At 61.8% G+C, this 21,443-nt stretch carries 20 protein-coding genes; 15 read left to right on the top strand and 5 right to left on the bottom strand.

Features of this window, described 5'->3' with window-relative positions:
- Nucleotides 1–138: 138 nt before the first annotated feature.
- The 12 genes from O9X62_RS05310 to O9X62_RS05365 all read left to right on the top strand — a co-directional run bounded on the left by O9X62_RS05310 (nt 139) and on the right by O9X62_RS05365 (nt 10,879).
- Nucleotides 139–546 (top strand): ATP synthase subunit I, encoded by a 408-nt coding sequence (locus O9X62_RS05310; protein WP_269531723.1) that lies wholly within the window; start codon nt 139–141, stop codon nt 544–546.
- Between the two features lie 20 nt (nt 547–566).
- On the top strand, nt 567–1,412 hold the full coding sequence (gene atpB / locus O9X62_RS05315; protein WP_269531724.1) for a F0F1 ATP synthase subunit A: 846 nt from the start codon (nt 567–569) through the stop codon (nt 1,410–1,412).
- A gap of 99 nt (nt 1,413–1,511) precedes the next feature.
- The gene (gene atpE, locus O9X62_RS05320) at nt 1,512–1,784 is read left to right on the top strand and encodes a F0F1 ATP synthase subunit C (RefSeq protein ID WP_269531725.1); all 273 of its coding nucleotides are present in this window, start codon (nt 1,512–1,514) and stop codon (nt 1,782–1,784) included.
- 36 nt (nt 1,785–1,820) lie between these two features.
- A complete protein-coding gene (locus O9X62_RS05325; protein ID WP_269531726.1) occupies nt 1,821–2,291 on the top strand; it encodes a F0F1 ATP synthase subunit B in 471 nt (156 codons plus the stop codon).
- A 3-nt stretch (nt 2,292–2,294) separates the two neighbouring features.
- Entirely contained in the window at nt 2,295–2,831 is a 537-nt protein-coding gene (locus tag O9X62_RS05330; protein WP_269531727.1) for a F0F1 ATP synthase subunit delta, read from the top strand.
- A 32-nt stretch (nt 2,832–2,863) separates the two neighbouring features.
- A complete protein-coding gene (gene atpA / locus O9X62_RS05335; protein ID WP_269531728.1) occupies nt 2,864–4,405 on the top strand; it encodes a F0F1 ATP synthase subunit alpha in 1,542 nt (513 codons plus the stop codon).
- 28 nt (nt 4,406–4,433) lie between these two features.
- The gene (atpG, locus tag O9X62_RS05340) at nt 4,434–5,300 is read left to right on the top strand and encodes a F0F1 ATP synthase subunit gamma (RefSeq protein WP_269531729.1); all 867 of its coding nucleotides are present in this window, start codon (nt 4,434–4,436) and stop codon (nt 5,298–5,300) included.
- Nucleotides 5,301–5,341: 41 nt separating this feature from the next.
- Nucleotides 5,342–6,760, top strand: coding sequence for a F0F1 ATP synthase subunit beta (gene atpD / locus O9X62_RS05345; protein ID WP_269531730.1), 1,419 nt, complete (start codon nt 5,342–5,344; stop codon nt 6,758–6,760).
- A 10-nt stretch (nt 6,761–6,770) separates the two neighbouring features.
- Nucleotides 6,771–7,196: a F0F1 ATP synthase subunit epsilon gene (locus tag O9X62_RS05350; protein ID WP_269531731.1), complete on the top strand. Its 426-nt coding sequence runs from the start codon at nt 6,771–6,773 to the stop codon at nt 7,194–7,196.
- A 107-nt stretch (nt 7,197–7,303) separates the two neighbouring features.
- Nucleotides 7,304–8,677 carry a bifunctional UDP-N-acetylglucosamine diphosphorylase/glucosamine-1-phosphate N-acetyltransferase GlmU gene (gene glmU, locus O9X62_RS05355; RefSeq protein WP_269531732.1) on the top strand — a complete coding sequence of 458 codons (1,374 nt, stop codon included), beginning with the start codon at nt 7,304–7,306 and terminating at the stop codon, nt 8,675–8,677.
- A gap of 108 nt (nt 8,678–8,785) precedes the next feature.
- Entirely contained in the window at nt 8,786–10,609 is a 1,824-nt protein-coding gene (glmS, locus tag O9X62_RS05360) for a glutamine--fructose-6-phosphate transaminase (isomerizing) (protein WP_269531733.1), read from the top strand.
- A gap of 87 nt (nt 10,610–10,696) precedes the next feature.
- Nucleotides 10,697–10,879: a hypothetical protein gene (locus O9X62_RS05365; RefSeq protein ID WP_269531734.1), complete on the top strand. Its 183-nt coding sequence runs from the start codon at nt 10,697–10,699 to the stop codon at nt 10,877–10,879.
- A 60-nt stretch (nt 10,880–10,939) separates the two neighbouring features.
- Here O9X62_RS05365 and O9X62_RS05370 read toward each other — a convergent pair whose 3' ends face one another.
- Nucleotides 10,940–13,792 (bottom strand): TonB-dependent siderophore receptor, encoded by a 2,853-nt coding sequence (locus O9X62_RS05370; protein WP_269531735.1) that lies wholly within the window; start codon nt 13,790–13,792, stop codon nt 10,940–10,942.
- A gap of 534 nt (nt 13,793–14,326) precedes the next feature.
- On the opposite strand from O9X62_RS05370, the gene O9X62_RS05375 reads away from it, so the two are divergent.
- From O9X62_RS05375 to O9X62_RS05385, 3 genes are read left to right on the top strand one after another with little or no spacing between them, the layout of a single operon-like run.
- On the top strand, nt 14,327–15,259 hold the full coding sequence (locus tag O9X62_RS05375; RefSeq protein ID WP_269531736.1) for an N-acetylmuramoyl-L-alanine amidase: 933 nt from the start codon (nt 14,327–14,329) through the stop codon (nt 15,257–15,259).
- A 17-nt stretch (nt 15,260–15,276) separates the two neighbouring features.
- Entirely contained in the window at nt 15,277–16,215 is a 939-nt protein-coding gene (locus O9X62_RS05380) for an N-acetylglucosamine kinase (protein ID WP_269531737.1), read from the top strand.
- 41 nt (nt 16,216–16,256) lie between these two features.
- Entirely contained in the window at nt 16,257–16,733 is a 477-nt protein-coding gene (locus O9X62_RS05385; protein ID WP_269531738.1) for an MOSC domain-containing protein, read from the top strand.
- 52 nt (nt 16,734–16,785) lie between these two features.
- Here the strand turns inward: O9X62_RS05385 and O9X62_RS05390 are convergent, their stop codons facing one another.
- The 4 genes from O9X62_RS05390 to metE all read right to left on the bottom strand — a co-directional run bounded on the left by O9X62_RS05390 (nt 16,786) and on the right by metE (nt 21,407).
- Entirely contained in the window at nt 16,786–17,199 is a 414-nt protein-coding gene (locus tag O9X62_RS05390) for a CoA-binding protein (RefSeq protein ID WP_269531739.1), read from the bottom strand.
- Between the two features lie 42 nt (nt 17,200–17,241).
- On the bottom strand, nt 17,242–17,772 hold the full coding sequence (locus O9X62_RS05395; protein ID WP_269531740.1) for a phosphatase PAP2 family protein: 531 nt from the start codon (nt 17,770–17,772) through the stop codon (nt 17,242–17,244).
- A gap of 2 nt (nt 17,773–17,774) precedes the next feature.
- Entirely contained in the window at nt 17,775–18,947 is a 1,173-nt protein-coding gene (locus O9X62_RS05400) for a glycosyltransferase family 1 protein (RefSeq protein WP_269531741.1), read from the bottom strand.
- A 132-nt stretch (nt 18,948–19,079) separates the two neighbouring features.
- Nucleotides 19,080–21,407, bottom strand: coding sequence for a 5-methyltetrahydropteroyltriglutamate--homocysteine S-methyltransferase (gene metE, locus O9X62_RS05405; RefSeq protein WP_269531742.1), 2,328 nt, complete (start codon nt 21,405–21,407; stop codon nt 19,080–19,082).
- Nucleotides 21,408–21,443: the final 36 nt, after the last annotated feature.

Here is a 21,443-nt window from a genome sequence, read left to right on the forward strand (position 1 = left end):
ACACGCAAAGCGCCGGTGTGCCGTGTTGCAGTGCGACATCCGGCGTTGCTTTCGTAGTGCGGCTGTCGCGCTTACGAGCAGAAAATTTCACGAAAAAACAGGCGATTACGCCCAATAGTAGGGCGCGCGGCTTGACCTATGCACCAACAAAACGCTAACATCCGCGAGTTTTCTCGACCCCTCAACCCGGCCGAGAAACTCAGGAAACAGATTCGTGCCGTGCTGCTCGTGATGTCGATCCTTACCGGGGTCGTTGCCGCGACAGCATTTTTTATCGCCGGTCCCCGCGCGATGCTCGCCGCCAGCTGTGGTGGTTTGAGCCAGATCGTGGCGGTGTGGGCGTATGGCCGGATCAGCCGATCCGACGGAATTCCGGCACCCAAGACGATCCTTGCCCGCTTCCTGCTGGCAGAGATCGCCAAGATAGTGATCGCGCTTGTGCTCTTGCTCGCGGGCTATCTCTTCTTTGGTGCGCATGTGCTGTGGTTTGCCGCTGCCTTCGTGGTGGTGCTCGCAGCCTACTTGCTGGTACTGATTTCCAAGTAATCGAGATTGACGCTAAACCTATGTCGGCCGCTAATCACGCCCCCGCCAATCCCACCGAATATATCCAGCATCACCTCGTCAACCTGCGCACCCCGCAGTACGACGGCGGCTTCTGGACCTTCCACCTCGATACCTTCTGGATCTCCCTGATCCTCGGTTTTGCTTTCCTGGCCATCTTTGGTCTGGTTGCGCGCCGTGCCAGTGTCGACAAGCCTGGCAAGTTCCAGCTCTTCATCGAGCTGGTGGTCGAGCTGGTGGCCTCTACCACCAAGGACGTTTTCCACGGCAAGAGCACGCTGGTCGCCCCGCTGGGCCTGACCGTGTTCGTCTGGATCGTGCTGATGAACGCGATGGACTTCCTGCCGGTGGACTTCCTGCCCATGGTCGCCAGCTGGTTCGGTCTTGGCTACTTGAAGGTCGTGCCCACGGCTGACATCAACCAGACACTGGCCATGTCGCTGTCCGTCATCTTCCTGACCCTGTTCCTGGGTGTGCAGGCCAAGGGTCTGGGCGGCTTCCTCAAAGAATTCTTCACCGCGCCGTTCCACGCCGAGAGCCTGCCGATGACCATCGTGCTGATCCCGGTAAACGCCGCCATGCAGCTGATCGAATACGGCTCGCGCATCCTCAGTCTGGCCCTGCGTCTGGCCGGCAACATGTTCGCCGGCGAGCTGGTGTTCATGCTGATCGCCCTGCTGGGCGCCACTTGGACCGGTTTCAACTTCGGTTCGCTGGCTACCGCATTCGGCCAGATCGTTGCCGGTTCGGTGTGGGCCATCTTCCACATCCTGATCGTGATCCTGCAAGCCTACATCTTCATGATGCTGACCATCGTGTACTGCTCGATGGCGGTTGAAGAGCACTAAGCCTTCACCGGCAAGCTGCTACTGATTTCGTCGTACCGTTTTCGCAAGTTCCGTTTCAACCTTTTTGTTTTTAACTAACCATCCTCTGGGAGTAAGTAAATGGAAAACCTGGCTCTGATCGCTAACATCCAAGGCCTGACCGTAATCGCTATCGGCCTGATGATCGGCCTGGCCGGCGTTGGCGCCGCTATTGGTGTGGCCCTTGTTGGCGCGAAGTTCCTGGAAGGCGCTGCCCGTCAGCCTGAGTCGGCTGCTGCCCTGCAACCCAAGCTGTTCGTGATCGCCGGTCTGGTTGACGCCATCTTCATTATCTCGGTTGCTGTCGGCCTGATGTTCGCCTTTGCCAACCCGCTGCTGGCTGCTGTTCGCTAACTCCGGCTCATCTAATAACCGAGTCGAGGTTCAACAATGGACATTAATGCGTCCCTGATTTTGCAGGCGCTGGTGTTCGCTGTCCTGATCGTGTTCACGTGGAAGTTCATCTGGCCTCCACTGATCGCGACTCTGGATGAGCGTGCCAAGCGCATTGCCGAGGGCCTGTCCGCTGCCGACCGCGCCAAGCACGACCTGGAGCTCGCTGAAAAGCGTGCTGCCGAGGAACTGCGCAAGGCCAAGTCGCAAGCGGCAGAAATCATTGCCCAGGCCGAGAAGCGTGCCACGCAGATTGTCGATGAAGCGAAGGATGCCGCTCGTACCGAAGGTGACCGTCTGATCGCCGGCGCTCGCGCCGAAGTGGATCAGCAGGTTCACCAAGCCAAGGAAACCCTGCGTCTGCAGGTGTCCGAACTGGCTGTTATCGGTGCCGAGAAGATCCTGCGTCGCGAAATCGATGCTGCCCGTCACGCCGAATTGCTGGCCGGCCTGAAAGCGGAGCTGTAATCCGTGGCTGAACTGATCACCGTCGCAAGACCCTATGCCGAAGCCGTGTTTCGTCTGGCCAAGGAAACGAACAGTCTGAGCGCTTGGTCCGATGCGCTGGCCATTCTGGCCGCCGCGGGCCGCGAGCCGCAGGCTGTCGCGTTTGCTACCAACCCGAAATTCTCGGTATCGCAGGTTCAAGCGTTCCTGACCGATCTCTTGGGCGCGCGCGCCACGTCGCATGTGGGCAACTTTGTTGCCACCGTGCTGGAAAGCCGCCGCTTTGCCCTGCTGCCGCACATTGCCGACCTGTTCGAGCAATTGAAAGCAGCAGAAGAAGGCTCGGTTACGGCGCACATCGAGTCGGCGTTCGCGCTTGACGCGGCCCAGGTTGCGGAACTGACCGCAATGCTGGCCAACCGTGTTGGCAAGAAGGTCGAAGCCGTCGTCAGCGTCGATGCCGAATTGATCGGTGGCGTGCGCATGGTGGTCGGCGATGACGTCATTGACGCCTCGGTGCGCGGCAAGCTTGCTGCCCTGTCGGCCCGTCTCGCCAGCTAAGGCTGGTTGAGCAACCAATTGGAGTGCTAACAATGCAATTGAATCCGTCCGAGATCAGCGATCTGATCAAGAGCAAGATTCAAAACCTGTCCGCAGGTGCTGAAAGCCGTACCACCGGTACGGTCGTTTCGGTGTCCGACGGCATCGTCCGCATCCACGGCTTGTCCGAAGTGATGCAGGGCGAAATGCTCGAATTCGTGGGCAATACCTTCGGTCTCGCACTGAACCTCGAGCGTGACTCGGTCGGTGCCGTGGTGCTGGGTGACTACGAACACATTTCCGAAGGTTCGGAAGTGAAGTGTACCGGTCGCATCCTGGAAGTGCCGGTGGGTCCTGAGCTGCGTGGCCGCGTGGTCAACGCACTGGGTCAGCCCATCGACGGCAAGGGCCCGATCAACGCCAAGCTGTCCAGCCCGATCGAAAAGATCGCCCCCGGCGTTATCGCCCGTCAATCGGTGTCGCAGCCGCTGCAAACCGGTATCAAGGCCATTGACGCCATGGTGCCGGTTGGCCGTGGTCAGCGCGAACTGATCATTGGTGACCGCCAGACCGGCAAGACCGCCGTGGCCCTGGACGCGATCATCAACCAGAAGGGTAACGGCGTTACCTGTATCTACGTTGCTATCGGCCAGAAGGCTTCGTCGATCGCCAACGTGGTGCGCAAGCTCGAAGAGCACGGCGCGCTGGATCACACCATCGTGGTTGCCGCCTCGGCTTCCGAATCGGCCGCGATGCAGTACCTGTCGCCCTACGCCGGTTGCGCCATGGGTGAATACTTCCGCGACATCGGCGAAGATGCCCTGATCGTATACGACGACTTGTCCAAGCAAGCCGTTGCCTACCGTCAGATCTCGCTGCTGCTGCGTCGTCCGCCGGGCCGCGAAGCCTACCCGGGCGATGTGTTCTACATCCACTCGCGTCTGCTCGAGCGTGCATCGCGCGTCAACGAAGACTACATCGAGAAGATCACCAACGGCGCCGTGAAGGGCAAGACCGGTTCGCTGACCGCGCTGCCGATCATCGAAACCCAAGCCGGTGACGTGTCCGCCTTCGTGCCGACCAACGTGATCTCGATTACCGACGGCCAGATCTTCCTGGAATCGGACCTGTTCAACGCCGGTATCCGCCCCGCCATCAACGCCGGTATCTCGGTGTCGCGCGTCGGTGGTGCTGCACAGACCAAGGTCGTCAAGAAGCTCGCCGGTGGTATCCGTACCGCCCTCGCCCAGTACCGTGAACTGGCCGCCTTTGCGCAGTTTGCTTCCGATCTGGACGAAGCGACCCGCAAGCAGCTGGACCGCGGCCGCCTGGTGACCGAACTGCTGAAGCAAGGCCAATACGCCCCGTTCAAGGTGTCGCAGCTGTCCGTGACCCTGTACGCCGTGGAAAAGGGTCTGGCGGATGACGTTCCGGTTGAGAAGGCCCTGGCTTTCGAAGCTGCCCTGTATGCCTATGTGAAGGCCAACCACGCCGAAATCATCGCTGAGATGGACGGCAAGGGTGAGCTGTCTGGCGACAACGACAAGAAGCTGGCGGAAGCCATCAAGTCGTTCAAGGCCAACGGCGCTTTCTGATTTGATCTAACGAGAGAAAGGTCAAGTCATGGCAGGCGGCAAGGAAATTCGTAACAAGATCAAGAGCGTGCAAAACACGCGCAAGATCACCCGCGCCATGGAAATGGTCGCCGCGTCCAAGATGCGCAAGGCCCAAGCCCGGATGAAGGCAGCACGTCCTTACGGTGAAAAGATCCGTAACGTGACTGCCCACCTGGCTCAGGCCCTGCTGGACTACGCGCACCCGTTCCTGACCAAGCGTGCGCAAGTGAAGCGCGCCGGCATTATCGTGGTCACCACCGACAAGGGCCTGTGTGGCGGTCTCAACACCAACGTGTTGCGTACTGCGCTGGGCCAGATGAAGGCCTGGCAACAGGCTGGCGTCGAAGTCGATGTGACGGCTATCGGTAACAAGGGCTTTGGCTTCATGCAGCGCGCTGGCGGCCGTGTGGTTTCGCACGTCGTGCAGCTCGGTGATACGCCGCACCTCGACAAACTGATCGGCCCGGTCAAGGTCATGCTTGATGCTTACGTGGCCGGCCAGATCGATGAACTGCATATCGTCTACACCCGCTTCATCAACACGATGCGGCAGGAGCCGGTGATGGAGCAACTGCTCCCCGTGCCGGCTGATCGCATGCAACCGGTGAGCGACCATCCGTTCGAGTACATCTACGAACCGGCGCCGGAAGTGGTGATTGACGATCTGCTTGTTCGCTATATCGAGGCGCTGGTTTACCAGGCAGTCGCCGAAAACATCGCTTCCGAACAAAGCGCGCGGATGGTGGCCATGAAGGCCGCTTCCGACAACGCCGGAACGGTGATTGATGAGCTCAAGCTGGTCTACAACAAGACCCGCCAGGCAGCCATCACCAAGGAACTGTCGGAAATCGTCGCCGGTGCAGCCGCAGTTTGATCGCAGCGCGGAACAGTATTTAAACATTAAGGAATGCAACGATGAGCCAAGGTAAAATCGTGCAAATCATTGGCCCGGTGGTTGACGTGGAATTTCCACGCGACGCCATGCCGAAGGTATTTGACGCGCTGACGCTGGCCAACCCCGAGCTGACGCTGGAAGTGCAGCAGCAGCTGGGTGATGGCGTGGTCCGTGCAATCGCCATGGGTTCGACCGATGGCGTGAAGCGTGGTGTGGCCGTAACCAACACCGGCAGCCCGATCTCGGTGCCGGTTGGTAAGGCGACGCTGGGTCGCATCATGGACGTGCTGGGCAACCCGGTGGACGAAGTCGGTCCCGTGGTGTCTGAAGAGCGCTGGTCCATCCACCGCAAGGCCCCGAAGTTCGACGAGCTGAACCAGACCGTTGACCTGCTGGAAACCGGTATCAAGGTGATTGACCTGATCTGTCCGTTCGCCAAGGGCGGTAAGGTCGGTCTGTTCGGTGGCGCCGGTGTGGGCAAGACCGTGAACATGCTGGAACTCATCAACAACATCGCCAAGGCGCACTCGGGTCTGTCGGTGTTTGCGGGTGTGGGTGAGCGTACTCGTGAAGGTAACGACTTCTATCACGAGATGGCCGACTCCGGCGTTATCAAGCTCGACAACCTGGCCGAGTCGAAAGTGGCCATGGTTTACGGCCAGATGAACGAGCCACCCGGCAACCGTCTGCGCGCTGCGCTGACCGGTCTGACGATGGCCGAATACTTCCGCGACGAGAAGGACGAAAACGGCAAGGGCCGTGACGTGCTGTTCTTCGTGGATAACATCTACCGCTACACCCTGGCTGGTACCGAAGTGTCCGCTCTGCTGGGCCGTATGCCGTCCGCCGTGGGTTATCAGCCCACGCTGGCCGACGAAATGGGCCGCCTGCAAGAGCGTATCACCTCGACCAAGACCGGTTCGATCACCTCGATCCAGGCCGTTTACGTGCCTGCCGATGACTTGACCGACCCGTCGCCTGCCACGACCTTTGCCCACTTGGACGCAACCGTCGTGCTGTCGCGTGATATCGCCTCGCTGGGTATCTACCCTGCCGTGGACCCGCTCGACTCGACCTCGCGTCAGCTGGACCCGCAAATCGTGGGTGAAGAGCACTACCAGGTGGCCCGTGGCGTGCAACAAACGCTGCAGCGCTACAAGGAACTGCGCGACATCATCGCGATTCTGGGTATGGACGAACTGTCGCCGGAAGACAAGCTGGTCGTGGCTCGGGCCCGTAAGATCCAGCGTTTCCTGTCGCAGCCTTTCCATGTCGCCGAAGTGTTTACCGGTGCACCTGGCAAGTACGTGTCCCTGAAGGAAACCCTGCGTGGCTTCCGCGGCATTCTGAATGGTGAGTACGATCACCTGCCGGAACAGGCCTTCTACATGGTCGGCGGCATCGACGAAGCTGTCGAAAAAGCCAAGGGCCTGCAATAAGGGGTAGGAAATGGCCATGACCATGCATGTGGACGTTGTCAGCGCTGAAGAGCAGATCTACTCGGGTACGGCCGAATTCCTGGCCGCCCCCGGCGAGATGGGCGAAATCGGTGTGCTGCCACGTCACGCTCCGTTGCTCACCCGCATCAAAGCGGGCGCGCTGCGCATCAAGGTCGCCAACAGCAACGATGAGGAAGTCCTGGTCTACGTGTCCGGTGGCATCCTCGAAGTGCAGCCGCACGTGGTAACGGTGCTTGCCGATACCGCCATCCGCGGCAGCGATCTGGATGAAGCAAAAGCGCTGGAAGCCAAGCGACTGGCCGAGGAAGCACTGGTCAACCGCACGGGCAATATCGACTACGCCTCGGCGCAAGCCGAACTGGCGGAAGCCGTTGCCCAGCTGGCCGCGATCAAGAAGCTCAAGAATCGCGCCTGATCAGGCAAGTCCGAAGCACCAGAAAAAGGCCAGCGCAAGCTGGCCTTTTTCTTTTTGTCCGCAGGCGATGATAATGCCGGACCAACTTGTACCGACTGGATACTTGAATGCCGCTCAATGTGATCATTCTGGCCGCTGGCCAGGGCAAGCGCATGAATTCGATTCTGCCGAAGGTGCTCCAGCCGATTGCCGGCCGGCCCATGCTCGCGCATGTACTGGCCACGGGGCGGCAGCTGTCGGCGGACCGCCTGGTCGTGGTCTACGGTCACGGTGGCGATCAGGTCCGCGCCGCGTTTGCGGGCGACGAAGGCGTTAGCTGGGCCCTTCAGGCCGAGCAGCTCGGTACCGGGCATGCGGTGGCGCAAGCACTGCCGGCATGCGGTGAGGGCATGGCGCTGATTCTCTACGGGGACTGTCCCTTAATCAGCCCTGCGACCTTGCAAAAGCTGCTATCGGCGGCAGGAGATGGTGGCATGGCGGTGTTGACGGCACATCTCGACAACCCGACCGGTTACGGCCGGATTGTCCGTGATCCGGCAGGGCGGATTGTCCGCATCGTCGAGCAGAAGGATGCCAGCGATGCCGAGCGGCAGATTCAGGAAATCAATACCGGCTTCATTGCCGCGCCGATGGCACGTCTGCGGGACTGGTTGCCAAGGCTCAAGAACGCCAATGCCCAAGGCGAGTACTACCTGACCGATGTCATCGCGATGGCTGTGGCCGATGGCGTGAGTGTGGCGGGCGTTCTCGCTGCCGATCCCTGGGAGCCGGCGGGGGTAAATGACAAGCGGCAACTGGCCGAGCTGGAGCGTGTATACCAGCGCCAGCAAGCCGACCGACTGTTGGCGGCCGGGGTCACACTGATAGATCCGGCACGCTTTGATCTGCGTGGCACCGTTCAGCATGGCCAGGATCTGGAAATCGATGTCAACGTGATTCTCGAAGGCGACAACCACTTTGGCCATGGTGTCCGGATCGGCCCCAACTGTTATCTGCGTAATGTGCGACTGGGTGATGGTGTCGTCATCAAGGCGAATACCGTGATTGAAGACAGCGTGATTGGTGCCGGTTCGGATCTGGGCCCCTTTGCCCGCGTGCGGCCGGATTCCGTGCTCGGTGAGCGCGTGCATATCGGCAATTTTGTTGAACTCAAGAAGGCGCGCCTGGGCAATGGCGCCAAGGCGGGTCATCTGGCCTATTTGGGCGATGCGGTGATCGGCGAGCGCGTGAATGTGTCGGCGGGGGTGATCACCTGTAACTATGACGGCGCCAACAAATTCGTGACGACCATCGGGGACGATGCCTTCATCGGCTCGGATAGCCAGCTCGTGGCACCGGTTACGATTGCCCCGCGCGCTTATGTGGCCGCCGGTTCAACGATTACCAAGGATGCACCAGCGGATGCGTTGACGATTTGCCGGGCGCGCGATCAGCGCAGTGTCACAGGCTGGAAGCGACCAACCAAGCCCAAGGCGGACTAGTTTATGCAAATAACATTTTTTGTCGGTAAAAAATAATGACGTAAACATACACCCATCATGCGCACTCCTGATTAGACTTGAGCAATACCAGTATTAACGGAGCAGATCATGTGCGGCATTGTGGGTGCGATTGCAAGACGGGATGTTGTCGGTCATCTGATTGATGGCCTCAAGCGGCTGGAATATCGGGGGTACGACTCCTCCGGGATTGCCGTGGTCAACGAGGATATCCGCCGGGTACGGCGCGTGGGCCGGGTGGCGGAAATGGAAGCCGCGGCGCAGCAAGACGGTATCAGCGGCGTGCTGGGCATTGGCCACACGCGCTGGGCAACCCATGGCGGCGTGACCGAGCCCAATGCCCATCCCCATGTGTCGGGCGGTGTCGCCGTGGTCCACAACGGCATCATCGAGAACCATGAACCCCAGCGTCAGCGGCTGCAAGCGCTAGGGTATGTGTTCGAGTCGCAGACCGATACCGAGGTGATCGCCCATCTGGTCGAACATTATCTGCAGGAGACCGGCGAGCTGTTTGCCGCGGTACGCCGTGCCGTTGCCGATCTGCACGGAGCCTACGCGATCGGCGTGGTGTCTCTGGCGCAGCCTGATCTGCTGGTGTGCGCCCGCATGGGTTGCCCCTTGTTGATTGGCTTGGGGGAGGGAGAGCATTTCATTGCCTCCGACGTCTCGGCCGTCTTGTCCGCAACGCGCCGGGTAATGTTCCTCGAAGAGGGCGATGTGGCCGCCCTTCGTTGCGATTCACTCACGGTGCTTGATGCGCAGGGTCAACCGGCTGCGCGCGCGATCCATATATCCGATGTCTCGCTCGCGTCGCTGGAACTGGGCCCCTACAGCCACTTCATGCAGAAGGAAATTCACGAGCAGCCCAAAGCACTCGCCGACACGATCGAGCAGGTGCTTGAGCAGGGTTTCAGCCCCGCGCTGTTTGGTGATGTCGACGGGACACAACTGGCCGGGGTGACCGGTGTGCAGATCATCGCCTGCGGTACCAGCTTCTATGCCGGTTCGGTCGCCAAGTACTGGATCGAAAGCATTGCCAAGCTGCCCTGCGCGGTGGAGATTGCCAGCGAGTACCGCTACCGCGATGTGGCGGCGGACCCGAATCACTTGATCGTGACGATCTCGCAATCGGGCGAGACGCTGGATACGATGGAGGCGCTCAAATACGCCAAGTCACTGGGTCATCAACACACGCTCGCCATCTGCAATGTGCGCGAATCGGCCATCCCACGCGCCAGCAGCATGGTGTTCTACACGCGTGCAGGCGCAGAGATCGGCGTGGCGTCGACCAAGGCCTTCACGACCCAACTCGCTGCGCTATTCACCCTGGCTGCCACGCTGGCCAAGCTCAAGCACAGGCTCGATGCAAATCACGAGGCTGCGTGCCTGGATGCGCTGCGGCAGCTGCCGGGCAGCGTGCAGCATGCGCTCAATCTGGAGCCGCAGATCCGGCCGTGGGCGGAGCGCTTTGCCAGCAAGCAGCACGCTTTGTACCTCGGCCGCGGCGTGCATTATCCGATTGCGATGGAAGGCGCGCTCAAGCTCAAGGAGATCACCTACATCCACGCAGAAGCCTATGCAGCTGGCGAGCTCAAGCATGGCCCCTTGGCCTTGGTTGATGAGGATATGCCGGTTGTTGTCATCGCACCCAACGACACCTTGCTGGAAAAAGTGAAGTCGAACATGCAGGAAGTGCGTGCGCGCGGCGGCGAGCTGTTCGTGTTTGCCGATCTCGACAGCCACTTCGGCGAATCCGATGGCATCCATGTGATCCGCACCCCACGCCATGTGGGCATGCTGAGCCCGGTGGTCCATGCCATTCCGGTGCAGATGCTGGCCTACCATGCAGCGCTGGCACGCGGGACCGATGTGGACAAGCCACGTAACCTGGCCAAGAGCGTCACGGTCGAATAGCTTAGGGCTACGCCTGTCGTTGGTCGGCATAGGCCAAAGGGATACGGAAAGCCGTGGCAGAATGGCGCCTCCATTGAGGAGCTACCCATGAAGATCCGTATCCCATTACCCAAACCACGCAACTCGGTCGCACCGGCAGCCAGCGCCCGCGTAGGTGGTGCGCATGGAAAACCGGCCAAGGCCAAGCGGCGGGATGCCAAGCAGGCGCTACAAGTCGCCATCAAGCAAGGGCGGGAAGTTTTTCCCGCCCTTGCTGTTTGTGGGGTCTGAACGGACTGGGTGCAATGAAAAAGGCCCCACCGGGGTGGGGCCTCAAGAAGGGCTACAGGCTTACTTGAAGTCGTAGCGAAGCGAGACCGAGTAGGTGCGGCCGCGTGGGTCGGCTACACGTGGGTCCCAGCCGGCACCGATGACGCCGTCCACATTGTGCCAGGTGAACTCGGGTTGACGATCGAACACATTGAGCACGGTTCCCGTAATCGTCATGCCCTTGATGCCTGTGTACGAAGTGACCAGGTTTGCCGTGGTGTGGGACGAAATGTCGCGCTTGGTTGGCGATACGAGCGTATAGCTGCTGCGATCTTCATCCTCGTAACCATCACGGTAGTTGACCGACACCGTGCTGTTCCAGGGACCCGAGCGGTAGCCGGTGCTGGCGGTCAGGCGCAAGGGCAGATACAGGTTGGTATTGGTCCACTTGCCTACGTACTCCACCATGGGCGCGGTTTTCAGCAGTTGCTCCTTATGGCTGAGCATCTTGGTGCCCGACACCGACGTGCTGACGCGCCCGCCAAAGGCATTCATCGCGTGCTGAACGCCAAAGTCGATACCCTTCGTCTCGCTGGACGCTGCGTTGATCCAGCCGGCTTGAACGTACTGCACCACGCCGCTGGCATCACGCACGAAGTTGCCGCGGAACAGATCGTAGTTCTGGATCATGTTGGTGACACTGAGCTGGCGGATACGGTCTTCGAGCTTGACTTGCCAGTAATCGGCGAAGATTTGCAGATCACGCGCCGGCGACAGCACGAAACCGGCCGTGGCTTGCTTGGACAGCTCCGGTGTCAGTGTGGGGTTACCGCCCTGGCGATAGGGAAGACCGGCGCGGTTACACTGGGTGGCATCCTTGGGATTGTTGATATCGGCGCACAGCTCAGGGTCACGATAGGCACCCGTCAAGTTCAGCTCAGTGGAGCCCAGTTTGACTTGCTGCGGTGTGGGCGCGCGGAAGCCCGTGTTCGCCGATGCGCGGATGAGCACTTCCGGTGTGGGGGTGAACTTGAAGCCGATCTTGGGATTGGTGGTGCCGCCGATGGACTGGTACTCGTCATGGCGTGCCTGCAAGGTCACTTCGAGCGTCTGGCTCGGGCGCACTACCAATTCACCGTAAACGGCGCCGATGTCGCGGCTCAGCTTGGGCGAAGAGGCGTTACCGGCACAACCCATGACCGAGTTCGACAGTGCCGCGTTGGCGGTGCTGAACGAGGACACGCAGTTGTAGGCAGTGACACCGGAGAACTCATAGGTCTCCTGGCGCAGGTTGAGGCCGACGGCAAAGTCAAACTCGGCGCCAAAGAACGTGCCCAGATTGCCGGACAGGGTGGCATCGGCTTGCTTGACGCTGGTCTTGCCGCCAGACAGGCGACCCCTGACCTGCATGTCCTCGATCGCTGCTTGCACGGCAGCACTTTGCGTTTCGCCCGGATTCAGGAACGGGTTGTACTGGCCCGAGGAGAGCAGGGTGATCAGCTTCTTGGTGTCGGCATAACCTTGCTTGAGTTGGGTCGACGCCTCCGCCGAGCCTGCACCCACGCCGATCGAGTAATCATAGGCGCCGATCGTGCCGTCCAGCGTGGCTTGTACCCGCAGGTTCTCGGAGATGTTGGTATTCCGGCGGAACCCCCAGTCCATCATGTTCAGGCGATAGGCTATGGGCTTGGTCGGGTCGAACTGGGTGGCACCGACGAGCGCGCGCATATCGAGATAATGCGGGCTGCTCGGTTGGAGATGCGTGACAGCGTTGCTGGTGGTGGAGAACTGGAACGGTGCGTACTCGCCATCCACCTCAGTGCGCGAGCCAACGACTTCGATCGAGGCGGTATGGTCACCCAACTGCATCGTGCCCTTGATCAGGCCGTTGGCGGCCTGTTTCGGTGCGGCCAGCATGTAGGTACGGCCATAATCGCGCGTGCAGCGATATTGTGAGTTGGCCTTGGTGTAGCCGAAGTTGTCCCAGATGGTTGTGTTGGGTGCCAGGGGAACCTGGTACGGCAGTTCTTCGCAACGACCCTGAATGGCCAGCAGATTCAGGTTGGTATAACGCGTCGGATCGGTGGCGCCTACGACTGTGCCATCATCCGCGGTACCCGCTCCGTTCGGGTTGAGCGCCGTTCCCGCCGACATGATGATGTTCGCATGATAGGAACTCGTCGAATCCGGGGTCAGGTAGCGATGGGGTTGGTAGCCTGTTGCCCATTCGCGATCGATGCCACGCAGGATCTTGTTGTCGTCCAGTGTCAGGCTGCCCATCAGGTTGAAGCCATCATTGGCCAGGTTGCCCACGCCACCCGTGACCGATACGCGGCTCTGTTGTCCGCCACCCGATGCTTCCGGGGAGCTGTAGCTACCTCTCAGGGCAAGACCTTCATAACTCTTGCGTGTGATGAAGTTGATCACGCCACCTATGGCATCGGTACCGTAAATGGCCGATGCGCCATCCTTGAGCGTTTCAACGCGCTCAATGGCGTCCATGGGGATGGCGTTGAGATCGACAGAGCCGCCGCTGGTGCCATGCGTGGAGACACGTCGACCATTGAGCAGTACCAAGGTACCGGTCGGGCCGAGGCCGCGCAGGTTGGCGTTGGCTGCACCGCCGGTGAGGCGATCCTGATCTGCACCGAACACGGTATTGGTCGACACCGGGTTGTTGGCCCCGGCCACGTTGGCGGCGAGCTGGTTGACCAGCTGATCTGCGCTGGTGATACCCAGCTGTTCGATCTGAACGCGGGTCAGTGTCTCAACCGGCAGCGCCTTGTCGTTGGCAGCACGCTTGATGCTGGAGCCTGTGATCTGGATTTTCTCGGTTTTGGCAGGCTTGTCGGTGCCGACCTCCTCGGCCGCGGCCCAAGCTGGGCTCAGCAGACCAACAGCGGTCAGGCACTGCACTACAGTCTTCAACTTCATGGTATCTCCCTGTTTGGCACTGAATCAGAACTACGAATTGTTTGACGGCAATCTCACTGCTGACCGGTCGACGTACAGCACATGCTTGTGGGCGGCTGCGTGTCCATTTGTCCTGCCCGGAAAGGATGGTTTGATCCCTTGGCAAGCACAGACTAGTGAGCAATATTTTCCTCTGCCCAATGCCGGCTTGGGTCTGATCCATAGCTTTGTGTTATGTGCTGCCACTGCCGAGCCGCTGCATGCAGGCCGACTCGGCCAGATCGCCTTGATGGCAGGGCTTGGCGCCATGCCGGGCGGGTTCGGGAGGCATTGTCGGCATGTTGGCTACAATCGGCATTCAGCCACGCGACATGTTGGCGAGGCGCAACACTTATCGTGGTATCCAGCTGACGCGCACAGACGGATAGACTGCGGTTATGGCGTGTCACGTTCGCTTATTTGGGCCGTTCGCACGCTCTCTCTTAGTCTTCGTCACATCAGCGCGACACAAAAGCCGTCTGCCCAAGCCGCTACAGAGTCAGGATTGTTAGCTCCATGAACCCGCCCCTCCGACTGTCTTGCCTGCTCCTTGCTGTACTTCTCGCAGGTTGTGCGCAAATCGCCCCCCCGCCAGGCGGCATCCTGCCGGCCAACGCCATGGTGGACCAGCCCTCGGCCAATGCGAACGAGCGCGTCCGCTTTCTGGTCATGCATTTCACCGTCAGCGATTTCGCGCTCTCGCTCAAGGTGCTCACACAGCCCGTCGTTGGCCACGAGGTCAGCTCGCATTACCTGATCCCCGAGGATAAGGATGCGAGCTATGGCGAGCAGGACCTCAAGGTGTATCGCCTGGTCTCGGAAGCCCGGCGTGCCTGGCATGCCGGGCCCTCGCGCTGGGAGGACCGGGTCAATCTCAATGACCACTCGATCGGCATCGAAAACGTCAATCGCGCCCGCTGTGCCGAGCCGGAGACGCCGGCAGACGGCCTGCTGCCCGAGGACCCGCAGCTATGCTTCTTCCCGGACTTTTCGCCCAGGCAGATCGAACTGCTGATCAAGCTCAGCAAGGACATCCTTGCCCGTAACCCCGATATCACGCCGACACGGGTGGTTGGCCATGCGGATATCGCTCCGCAGTACAAAAGTGACCCCGGCCCCCGCTTTCCTTGGGAGTTGCTGGCCCGCAACGGCATCGGTGCCTGGTATGACGACGCCACGGTGATCAAGCACTGGAAGGCACTCAAGGGTGTACAACCCGATGTCGCCATGCTGCAGCGGGCGCTCAAGGCCTATGGCTACGGGATTGAAGTGACCGGACTCTATGATCTGCAGACCCGTCAGCACCTGATGGCCTTCCAGGCCCACTTCAATCAGAGCGAGGTTACCGGCAAGCCCACACGGCATACGCTGGCCAAGGCACTGGCCTTGGTCGAAAAGTACTTCCCGGCCAAGCTTGATGCCGTGCTCAGTGGTAAAAGCGCGCCTTGAGCGTGCCCGGATAGCCGATGCTCGCCCCCGCTGATCATCCCGCGACATCGTCCCGGCTAGGTTTGGGGCTCGATGTGGGGGGAACCGAGACCCGCTGGGCACTGGCTGACCCGGACGGCTCGCTGATTGCCGAAGGCGCCATGCCGGGTTTCAGCGGACTGGACCTGCAGCGTCCGGAGGGTGAGGTGCAGGTTGCCGATTTGCTGACCGCGCTGGCCGCCAGCCTGCCTCATGGGGCAAGGCCCGTTCGCTTGGTGGCCGGGGTAACCGGCATGGGCGAACCCGAGGGGCCGGTGGCCGTGCGCTTGCGTGGCCTGCTCGCCCGTGCGCTGCAACTCGATGCCGACGTGATCCGGCTCTTCAGTGATATCGAGCTTGCCTACCGTAGCGTTTTCGGACCCGGTGAGGGCTATCTGGTTTACGCAGGAACAGGCTCGATTGCGGCCTTTGTCGATGAGGCCGGCATCTTCCATCGTGCAGGTGGTTATGGCGGCCTGCTGGATGACGCCGGCAGCGGTTACTGGATTGCCCGAGAAGCGCTCAGGCAAATATGGCGCACCGAGGACGAAGAACCTGGTGCCTGGCAGCGATCCATGCTGGCGCAAGCACTGTTTGCACGCATCGGCGGCAGTGACTGGTCCAGTTCGCGCGCATTTGTGTATGGCGCCAATCGGGGTGAGATCGGCAAGCTGGCCCTGGCGGTTGCCGAGGCCGGTGATGCGGACCCGCTGGCGCACGACATACTCTGGTCTGCCGGCGCGGAGCTTGCCCGCTTGGCGGGCGCACTGATCCATCGTTTCGGGCCCCGGCCCGTGGTGCTGTCTGGCCGGGCCGCCGGACTGCACCCCGTCATCGAGACCGCCATGCGGGAATGTCTGCCTGCCAATGTGGCACTGCAGCGGAGCACGCTGGCCGCGCACCATGCAGCCGCTCGCCTGGCAGTACAAGCCCGCTAGCCAAGCAGCTACACTTCGGGCTCGTTTTGTGGAGCCCGATCATGTCGCAGACAACCCCCCATCTGATGGCTGCCTTCATCGCGCCCGAATCCGGCGCGCCCATGCAAGCTTGCCAAACGCTGACCCTGATCGCCGGTGAGGGCATCGTTGGTGACCGCTATCGCGGTCGCGAGCAGGATTATCCAGGCCAGAACCTGACGCTTATCGAGGCGGAGGTCATTGAGGCCTTCAATGCCGAGCACGGCACGTCCATCAGTCTGGATGCCAGCCGCCGTAATCTCGTAACCCGCGGTATCCGCCTCAACGAACTGGAAGGTCGTACATTCCGTATCGGCAATGTACGGCTCCATGGCGTGGAGTTATGCGACCCCTGCCTGACCCTGGGCGAGAATCTGGCCCACACCGGGCTCACCCCGCCGCAAGTGGTCAAGGCCTTCGTCAAGCGCGGTGGTTTGCGTGTGGATGTACTGGATAACGGAGCGGTATCCGTAGGCGATACCATCGTTGTGAACGATTGACCCGGTAGTGCAGCCGGGCTGCGGGCCGCTTGCCTGAGGGGGATGCCTTGGCTCAGACAAAGAGCCGGGCGTATTCCACCATGATGCAGCGATCCATCACCACCAGCATGCCGGCTGCAGCCGCGCGTTCGGCGGCCGCTTCGTGGATGATGCCCTGTTGCAGCCAGATCGCCGGGGCGCCGATGGCAATGGCGTCGGTGACGATGGCGTCGACCTCCTCGGCACGGCGGAACACATTGACCAAGTCGACCTTGCCGGGCACGGCCAACAGATTGGCATAGGCTGGCTGGCCCAGCACTTCGGTTATCGCCGGCCGCACCGGCACAATGTCGAAGCCCCAGCGCTGCATCTGCAGGGAGACGCGGTAACTGGGGCGGCTTATGTTGGGCGAGAGGCCGACGACGGCGATGCGGCGGGTCGTCTGCAGCAGGGTGCGCAGTTGTGCGTCGGAAGGCGGTGTGTACATGACCGCATGATGCCACGGGTCTGCCGCAGCAGCGGCATCAGCCTAGATCAGTGCGAACGATAGCCCTGCCAGCAGTGCGCCCAGCGTGGCACCGGCCAGCACATCGCTGGGGTAGTGCAGGCCCAGCACTGGCCGCGACAAGGCCACCAGGGCGGTGAATGGCAGCAGCAAACCAGCCAGACCGGGGTAGTAGGCCAGCGCGATCAGCGTAAAGCTGACGGCGTGCAGCGTGTGGCCCGAGGGAAAGCTGTATTCGTCGAGCACATCGCAGGCGCGGTGGATGGCGTCCGAGCGCATGAAGGGGCGCGGTCGCGAGGTCTTGTGCTTGAGCCATTTGTACAGCGCTAGCCCGACCAAGCCCACGACCACCATCTGCAGCACCGGGACCAAGGCGGCGCGGCCCTGCACCAGCAGCAGACAGGCCATCAGCCCGTACCAGAACACGCCATTGCCGAGCCGGCTGATCACGGCAAAGAAGCCGCGCCAGAAGGCGATGCGGCTGGCTCGATTGCAGCGCGCGGTCATGCGCTGGTCCAAGTCCAGCCAGTCGGCGCGCGTGTGGGGCAGGCGCATGATCAACCCTCCATCTGCGCGACGCGGGTGGTCGGGTCGTTGGGCCGGCGGTGGCTGGCCAGTGCGGCTTGTGCCACGGTTTCGAACTGGCTTACCACGCTGTCCCAGCTGATCGCCTCGGCCGTCTGCCGCGCGGCTTTGCCCAGTTCGCGCATCACTTGCGGGTGGCTGGCGGCGTAGCTGGCCTGTTCGATGAAGCCGGCGTCGTCGTCGAACTCGGCCACCAAGCCGTTGACGTTGTGGCGCAGGTGCGCGCGCGCCGAGGCATAGTCGTACGCCACCACGCCAAGACCGCTGGCCATCGCCTCGATGGTGACGTTGCCGTAGGTCTCCGTGGTGCTGGGAAACAGGAATACATCGGCTGACGCATAGTGCTGCGCCAGCGCCTCGCCATGCTGCATGCCGGTAAAGCACTGCTCCGGATGAGCGGCTTGCAGAGCGGTGCGCTCGGGGCCGTCGCCTGTCCAGACCAGCTGGCTGTCGGGGCGGATGGCTTTCATGGCGCGGAAGGCAGCGAGTACCAGCGGCAGATTCTTTTCGGGTGCCATGCGGCCCACATAGCAGGCCACCAGCGTATCCGGGCCGGCGCCCCAGCTGGCGCGCAGCGAGGGCGAGCGGCGAGCGGGATCAAACAGCTGCGTGTCCACGCCACGCGCCACAATCTGCAAGCCGGTAAAGCCCTGTGCGGCGAGCTGGTCGCGCACATCGCTGCTGGGTACCAGCGTGGCTAGATTGCGGTTATGGAACTGGCGCAGATAGCCCCGCAGCGGCCGTTCCAGCCAAGCCATGCCGTAGTGTTCGCTGTAGGTGTGGAAGTTGGTATGGAATTCCGAAATCGCCGCGATGCCGAGTTGGCGGGCTGCGCGCAAGGCGCTCCAGCCTAACGGCCCTTCGGTGACCGCCACAACCAAGTCGGGCCGCTGCGCGCGCCATAGCGCCGCGAGACGCCGCGTGGCCGGCAAGCCGAAGCGCAGTTCGGGGTAGTTGGGGATGCGCAGGCCGCGCACCAGCGTGTCGTCGCTTGCGCCGCCATCGTGCGCCTGACGCGGACGGATCACACTGATCTGGTGGCCGCGTGCACGCAGGCCGGCAACCATGCGCCCGAGTGTCATGGCAACGCCGTTGACCTCGGGCGGGTAGGTTTCGGTGACGAAAGTGATGGCAAGTCGCTTCATGCCGCTGCAGCGTGCGCGGGCTGCGTGTCGCATCGGTGACGGCTGCATGAAGCTTTGATGACGCGGGACGGGCGGTGTGGCACCGGGTAGCTTGGGCTAAGCGCCAGCAAAGCCAAAGCTACCCGTCCGGGTTTACGCCGTGTGGCAATCGCAGGCACCGTGGCCGTGGCCCGCCGGCAGGGCGCTGCGGTACGGCGTTTCGCCCTGGGCCAAGCGCGTGCGTAGCTGGCGGGTTGCCACCAGCATGTTGGCCAGCGCCGCTTCCGTCTCGGCCCAGCCGCGCGTCTTCAGGCCGCAGTCGGGATTCACCCACAGGCGCTGAGCCGGGATCACCGTCAGCGCACGCTCGAGCAGGGCGGTCATTTCCTCCACCGGCGGTACGCGTGGCGAATGGATGTCGTAGACGCCGGGGCCGATTTCGTTGGGATAGGCAAACTCGCCAAACGCATCGAGCAGCGCCATGGCCGAGCGCGAGGTTTCGATGGTGATCACGTCGGCATCCATGGCCGCAATCGCCGCCAGCGTGTCCTCGAAATCCGAGTAGCACATATGCGTGTGGATCTGCGTCTCGGGCCGGCATCCTGCGGCACTGAGCTTGAAGGCCAGCACAGCGGTATCGAGATAGCTTTGCCAGTCTACCTGCTTGAGCGGCAAGCCTTCGCGGAAGGCAGGTTCGTCGATCTGGATGGCGGCAATGCCGGCCGCATCGAGTTCGGCCACTTCATCGCGCAGGGCCAAGGCCAGTTGCAGCATCACTTCGCTGCGCGGCTTGTCGTTGCGCACAAACGCCCATTGGGTCAGCGTCACCGGACCGGTCAGCATGCCCTTCATCGGCTTTGGGGTCAGGCTTTGGGCGTAAGTCGTCCAGGCCACGGTCATGGACTTGGGGCGGCTCACATCGCCCCAGATCAACGGTGGCTTCACGCAGCGCGAACCATAGCTCTGCACCCAGCCATGCTGGCATACGGCCACGCCGGCCAGTTGCTCGGCAAAGTAATCGACCATATCGGAGCGCTCGGCCTCGCCATGCACCAGCATGTCGATACCCAGCGCTTCCTGGCGCTGCACGGCCAGCGCAATTTCGCTGCGCATCGCGGCTTCGTAGTCGGCCGTGCCCAGCTCGCCCCGCTTGTGGGCCGCACGCTGCTTGCGGATTGCGTCGGTTTGCGGGAACGAACCGATGGTGGTGGTGGGTAGCAGCGGCAATTGCAGGCGCGCGTGGTGCAGCTTGGCGCGCTCGGTATACGGTAAACCACGTTCGACTTCGGGCAGATTGGCGAGGCGTGCAGCGACCTGCGCATCATCGCGGCCTGCCAGTGCGCGGAAGTTCGTCAGCGCATTGCGCTGGGCTTCCAGCGTGCTGAAGCAGACGCTGCGGCCCAGGCTCAGTGCGCGCGCCAGCGTGGTCACTTCGGTCAGCTTCTGGCGGGCAAAACTCAGGCCATCGCGCAGGCCCGGTGCCAGTGCGGTTTCCTGTGCCAGATCAATCGGCACATGCAGCAGCGAACAGCTGGTGCCGATCCAAAGCGCATCGCCAAGCCGTGCCTGCAAGGGTGCGATCAGGTCGAGCACGGCGTCGAGGTTGGTTTTCCAGACATTGCGGCCATCAATCGCACCCAGCGAAAGCACCTTGCCCTGGGGCCAATCGGCCAGTGCCGGCAGCACATCGCCACCGCGCACGATATCGACATGCACGCCGGCCACCGGCAGGGCCTTGAGCAGGTCCAGATGCGGGCGCACGCTGCCGAAGTAGCTCGCCAGCAGGATATGCGGATGCGCGTCGGCCAGCTCGCGGTACACCGGCGCAAAGGCGGCCAGCCATGCCGGCGGCAAATCCAGCGCTAGAATCGGCTCATCGATCTGCACCCAGTCCGCGCCTTCCGATTGCAGCGTGAGCAGCAAGCGCACATAGGCCGGCACCAAGCGCGGCAGCAGCGCCAGCGCCTCCACGCCATTGACGCGGGCGAGCTTGAGCAGCGTCAGCGGGCCGACCAGTTGCACCTTGGGGGTAAAGCCCGCCAGCCGTGCCTCGCGCAGCTCGTCGAGCAGCCAGCTCTGGCCGCCATCAAAACGCGTGTGGGCATCGAACTCGGGTTTCAGATAGTGGTAGTTGGTATCGAACCACTTGGTCATCTCGCAGGCCGGCTGCTGCGCATTGCCGCGCGCCAGTTCAAAGTACTGGCTGCGCGTGAGCGTTTTGGCATCAAAACCGAAGCGTGCTGGCAGCGCGCCAAGCAAGACGGCGGTATCGAGCACCGTGTCGTAGTAGGAAAAGTCGCCCACCGAAACAAAGCGCAGCCCCGCGCTGTTCTGCCACTGCCAGTGGCGCAAACGCAGCTCCCGGCCCACGGCCAGCAAGCCGGCCTCGTCGAGTTCGCCGCGCCAGAAGCGTTCTTCGGCAAATTTCAGCTCGCGCAAACTGCCGATGCGCGGAAACCCCAGAATATGCGTGGTCAACATGAGCATTCCTTTCGATATATACAGATTCGGATGAAC

It is taken from the genome of Chitinimonas sp. BJYL2, from assembly GCF_027257935.1.
GTDB lineage: Bacteria > Pseudomonadota > Gammaproteobacteria > Burkholderiales > Chitinimonadaceae > Chitinimonas.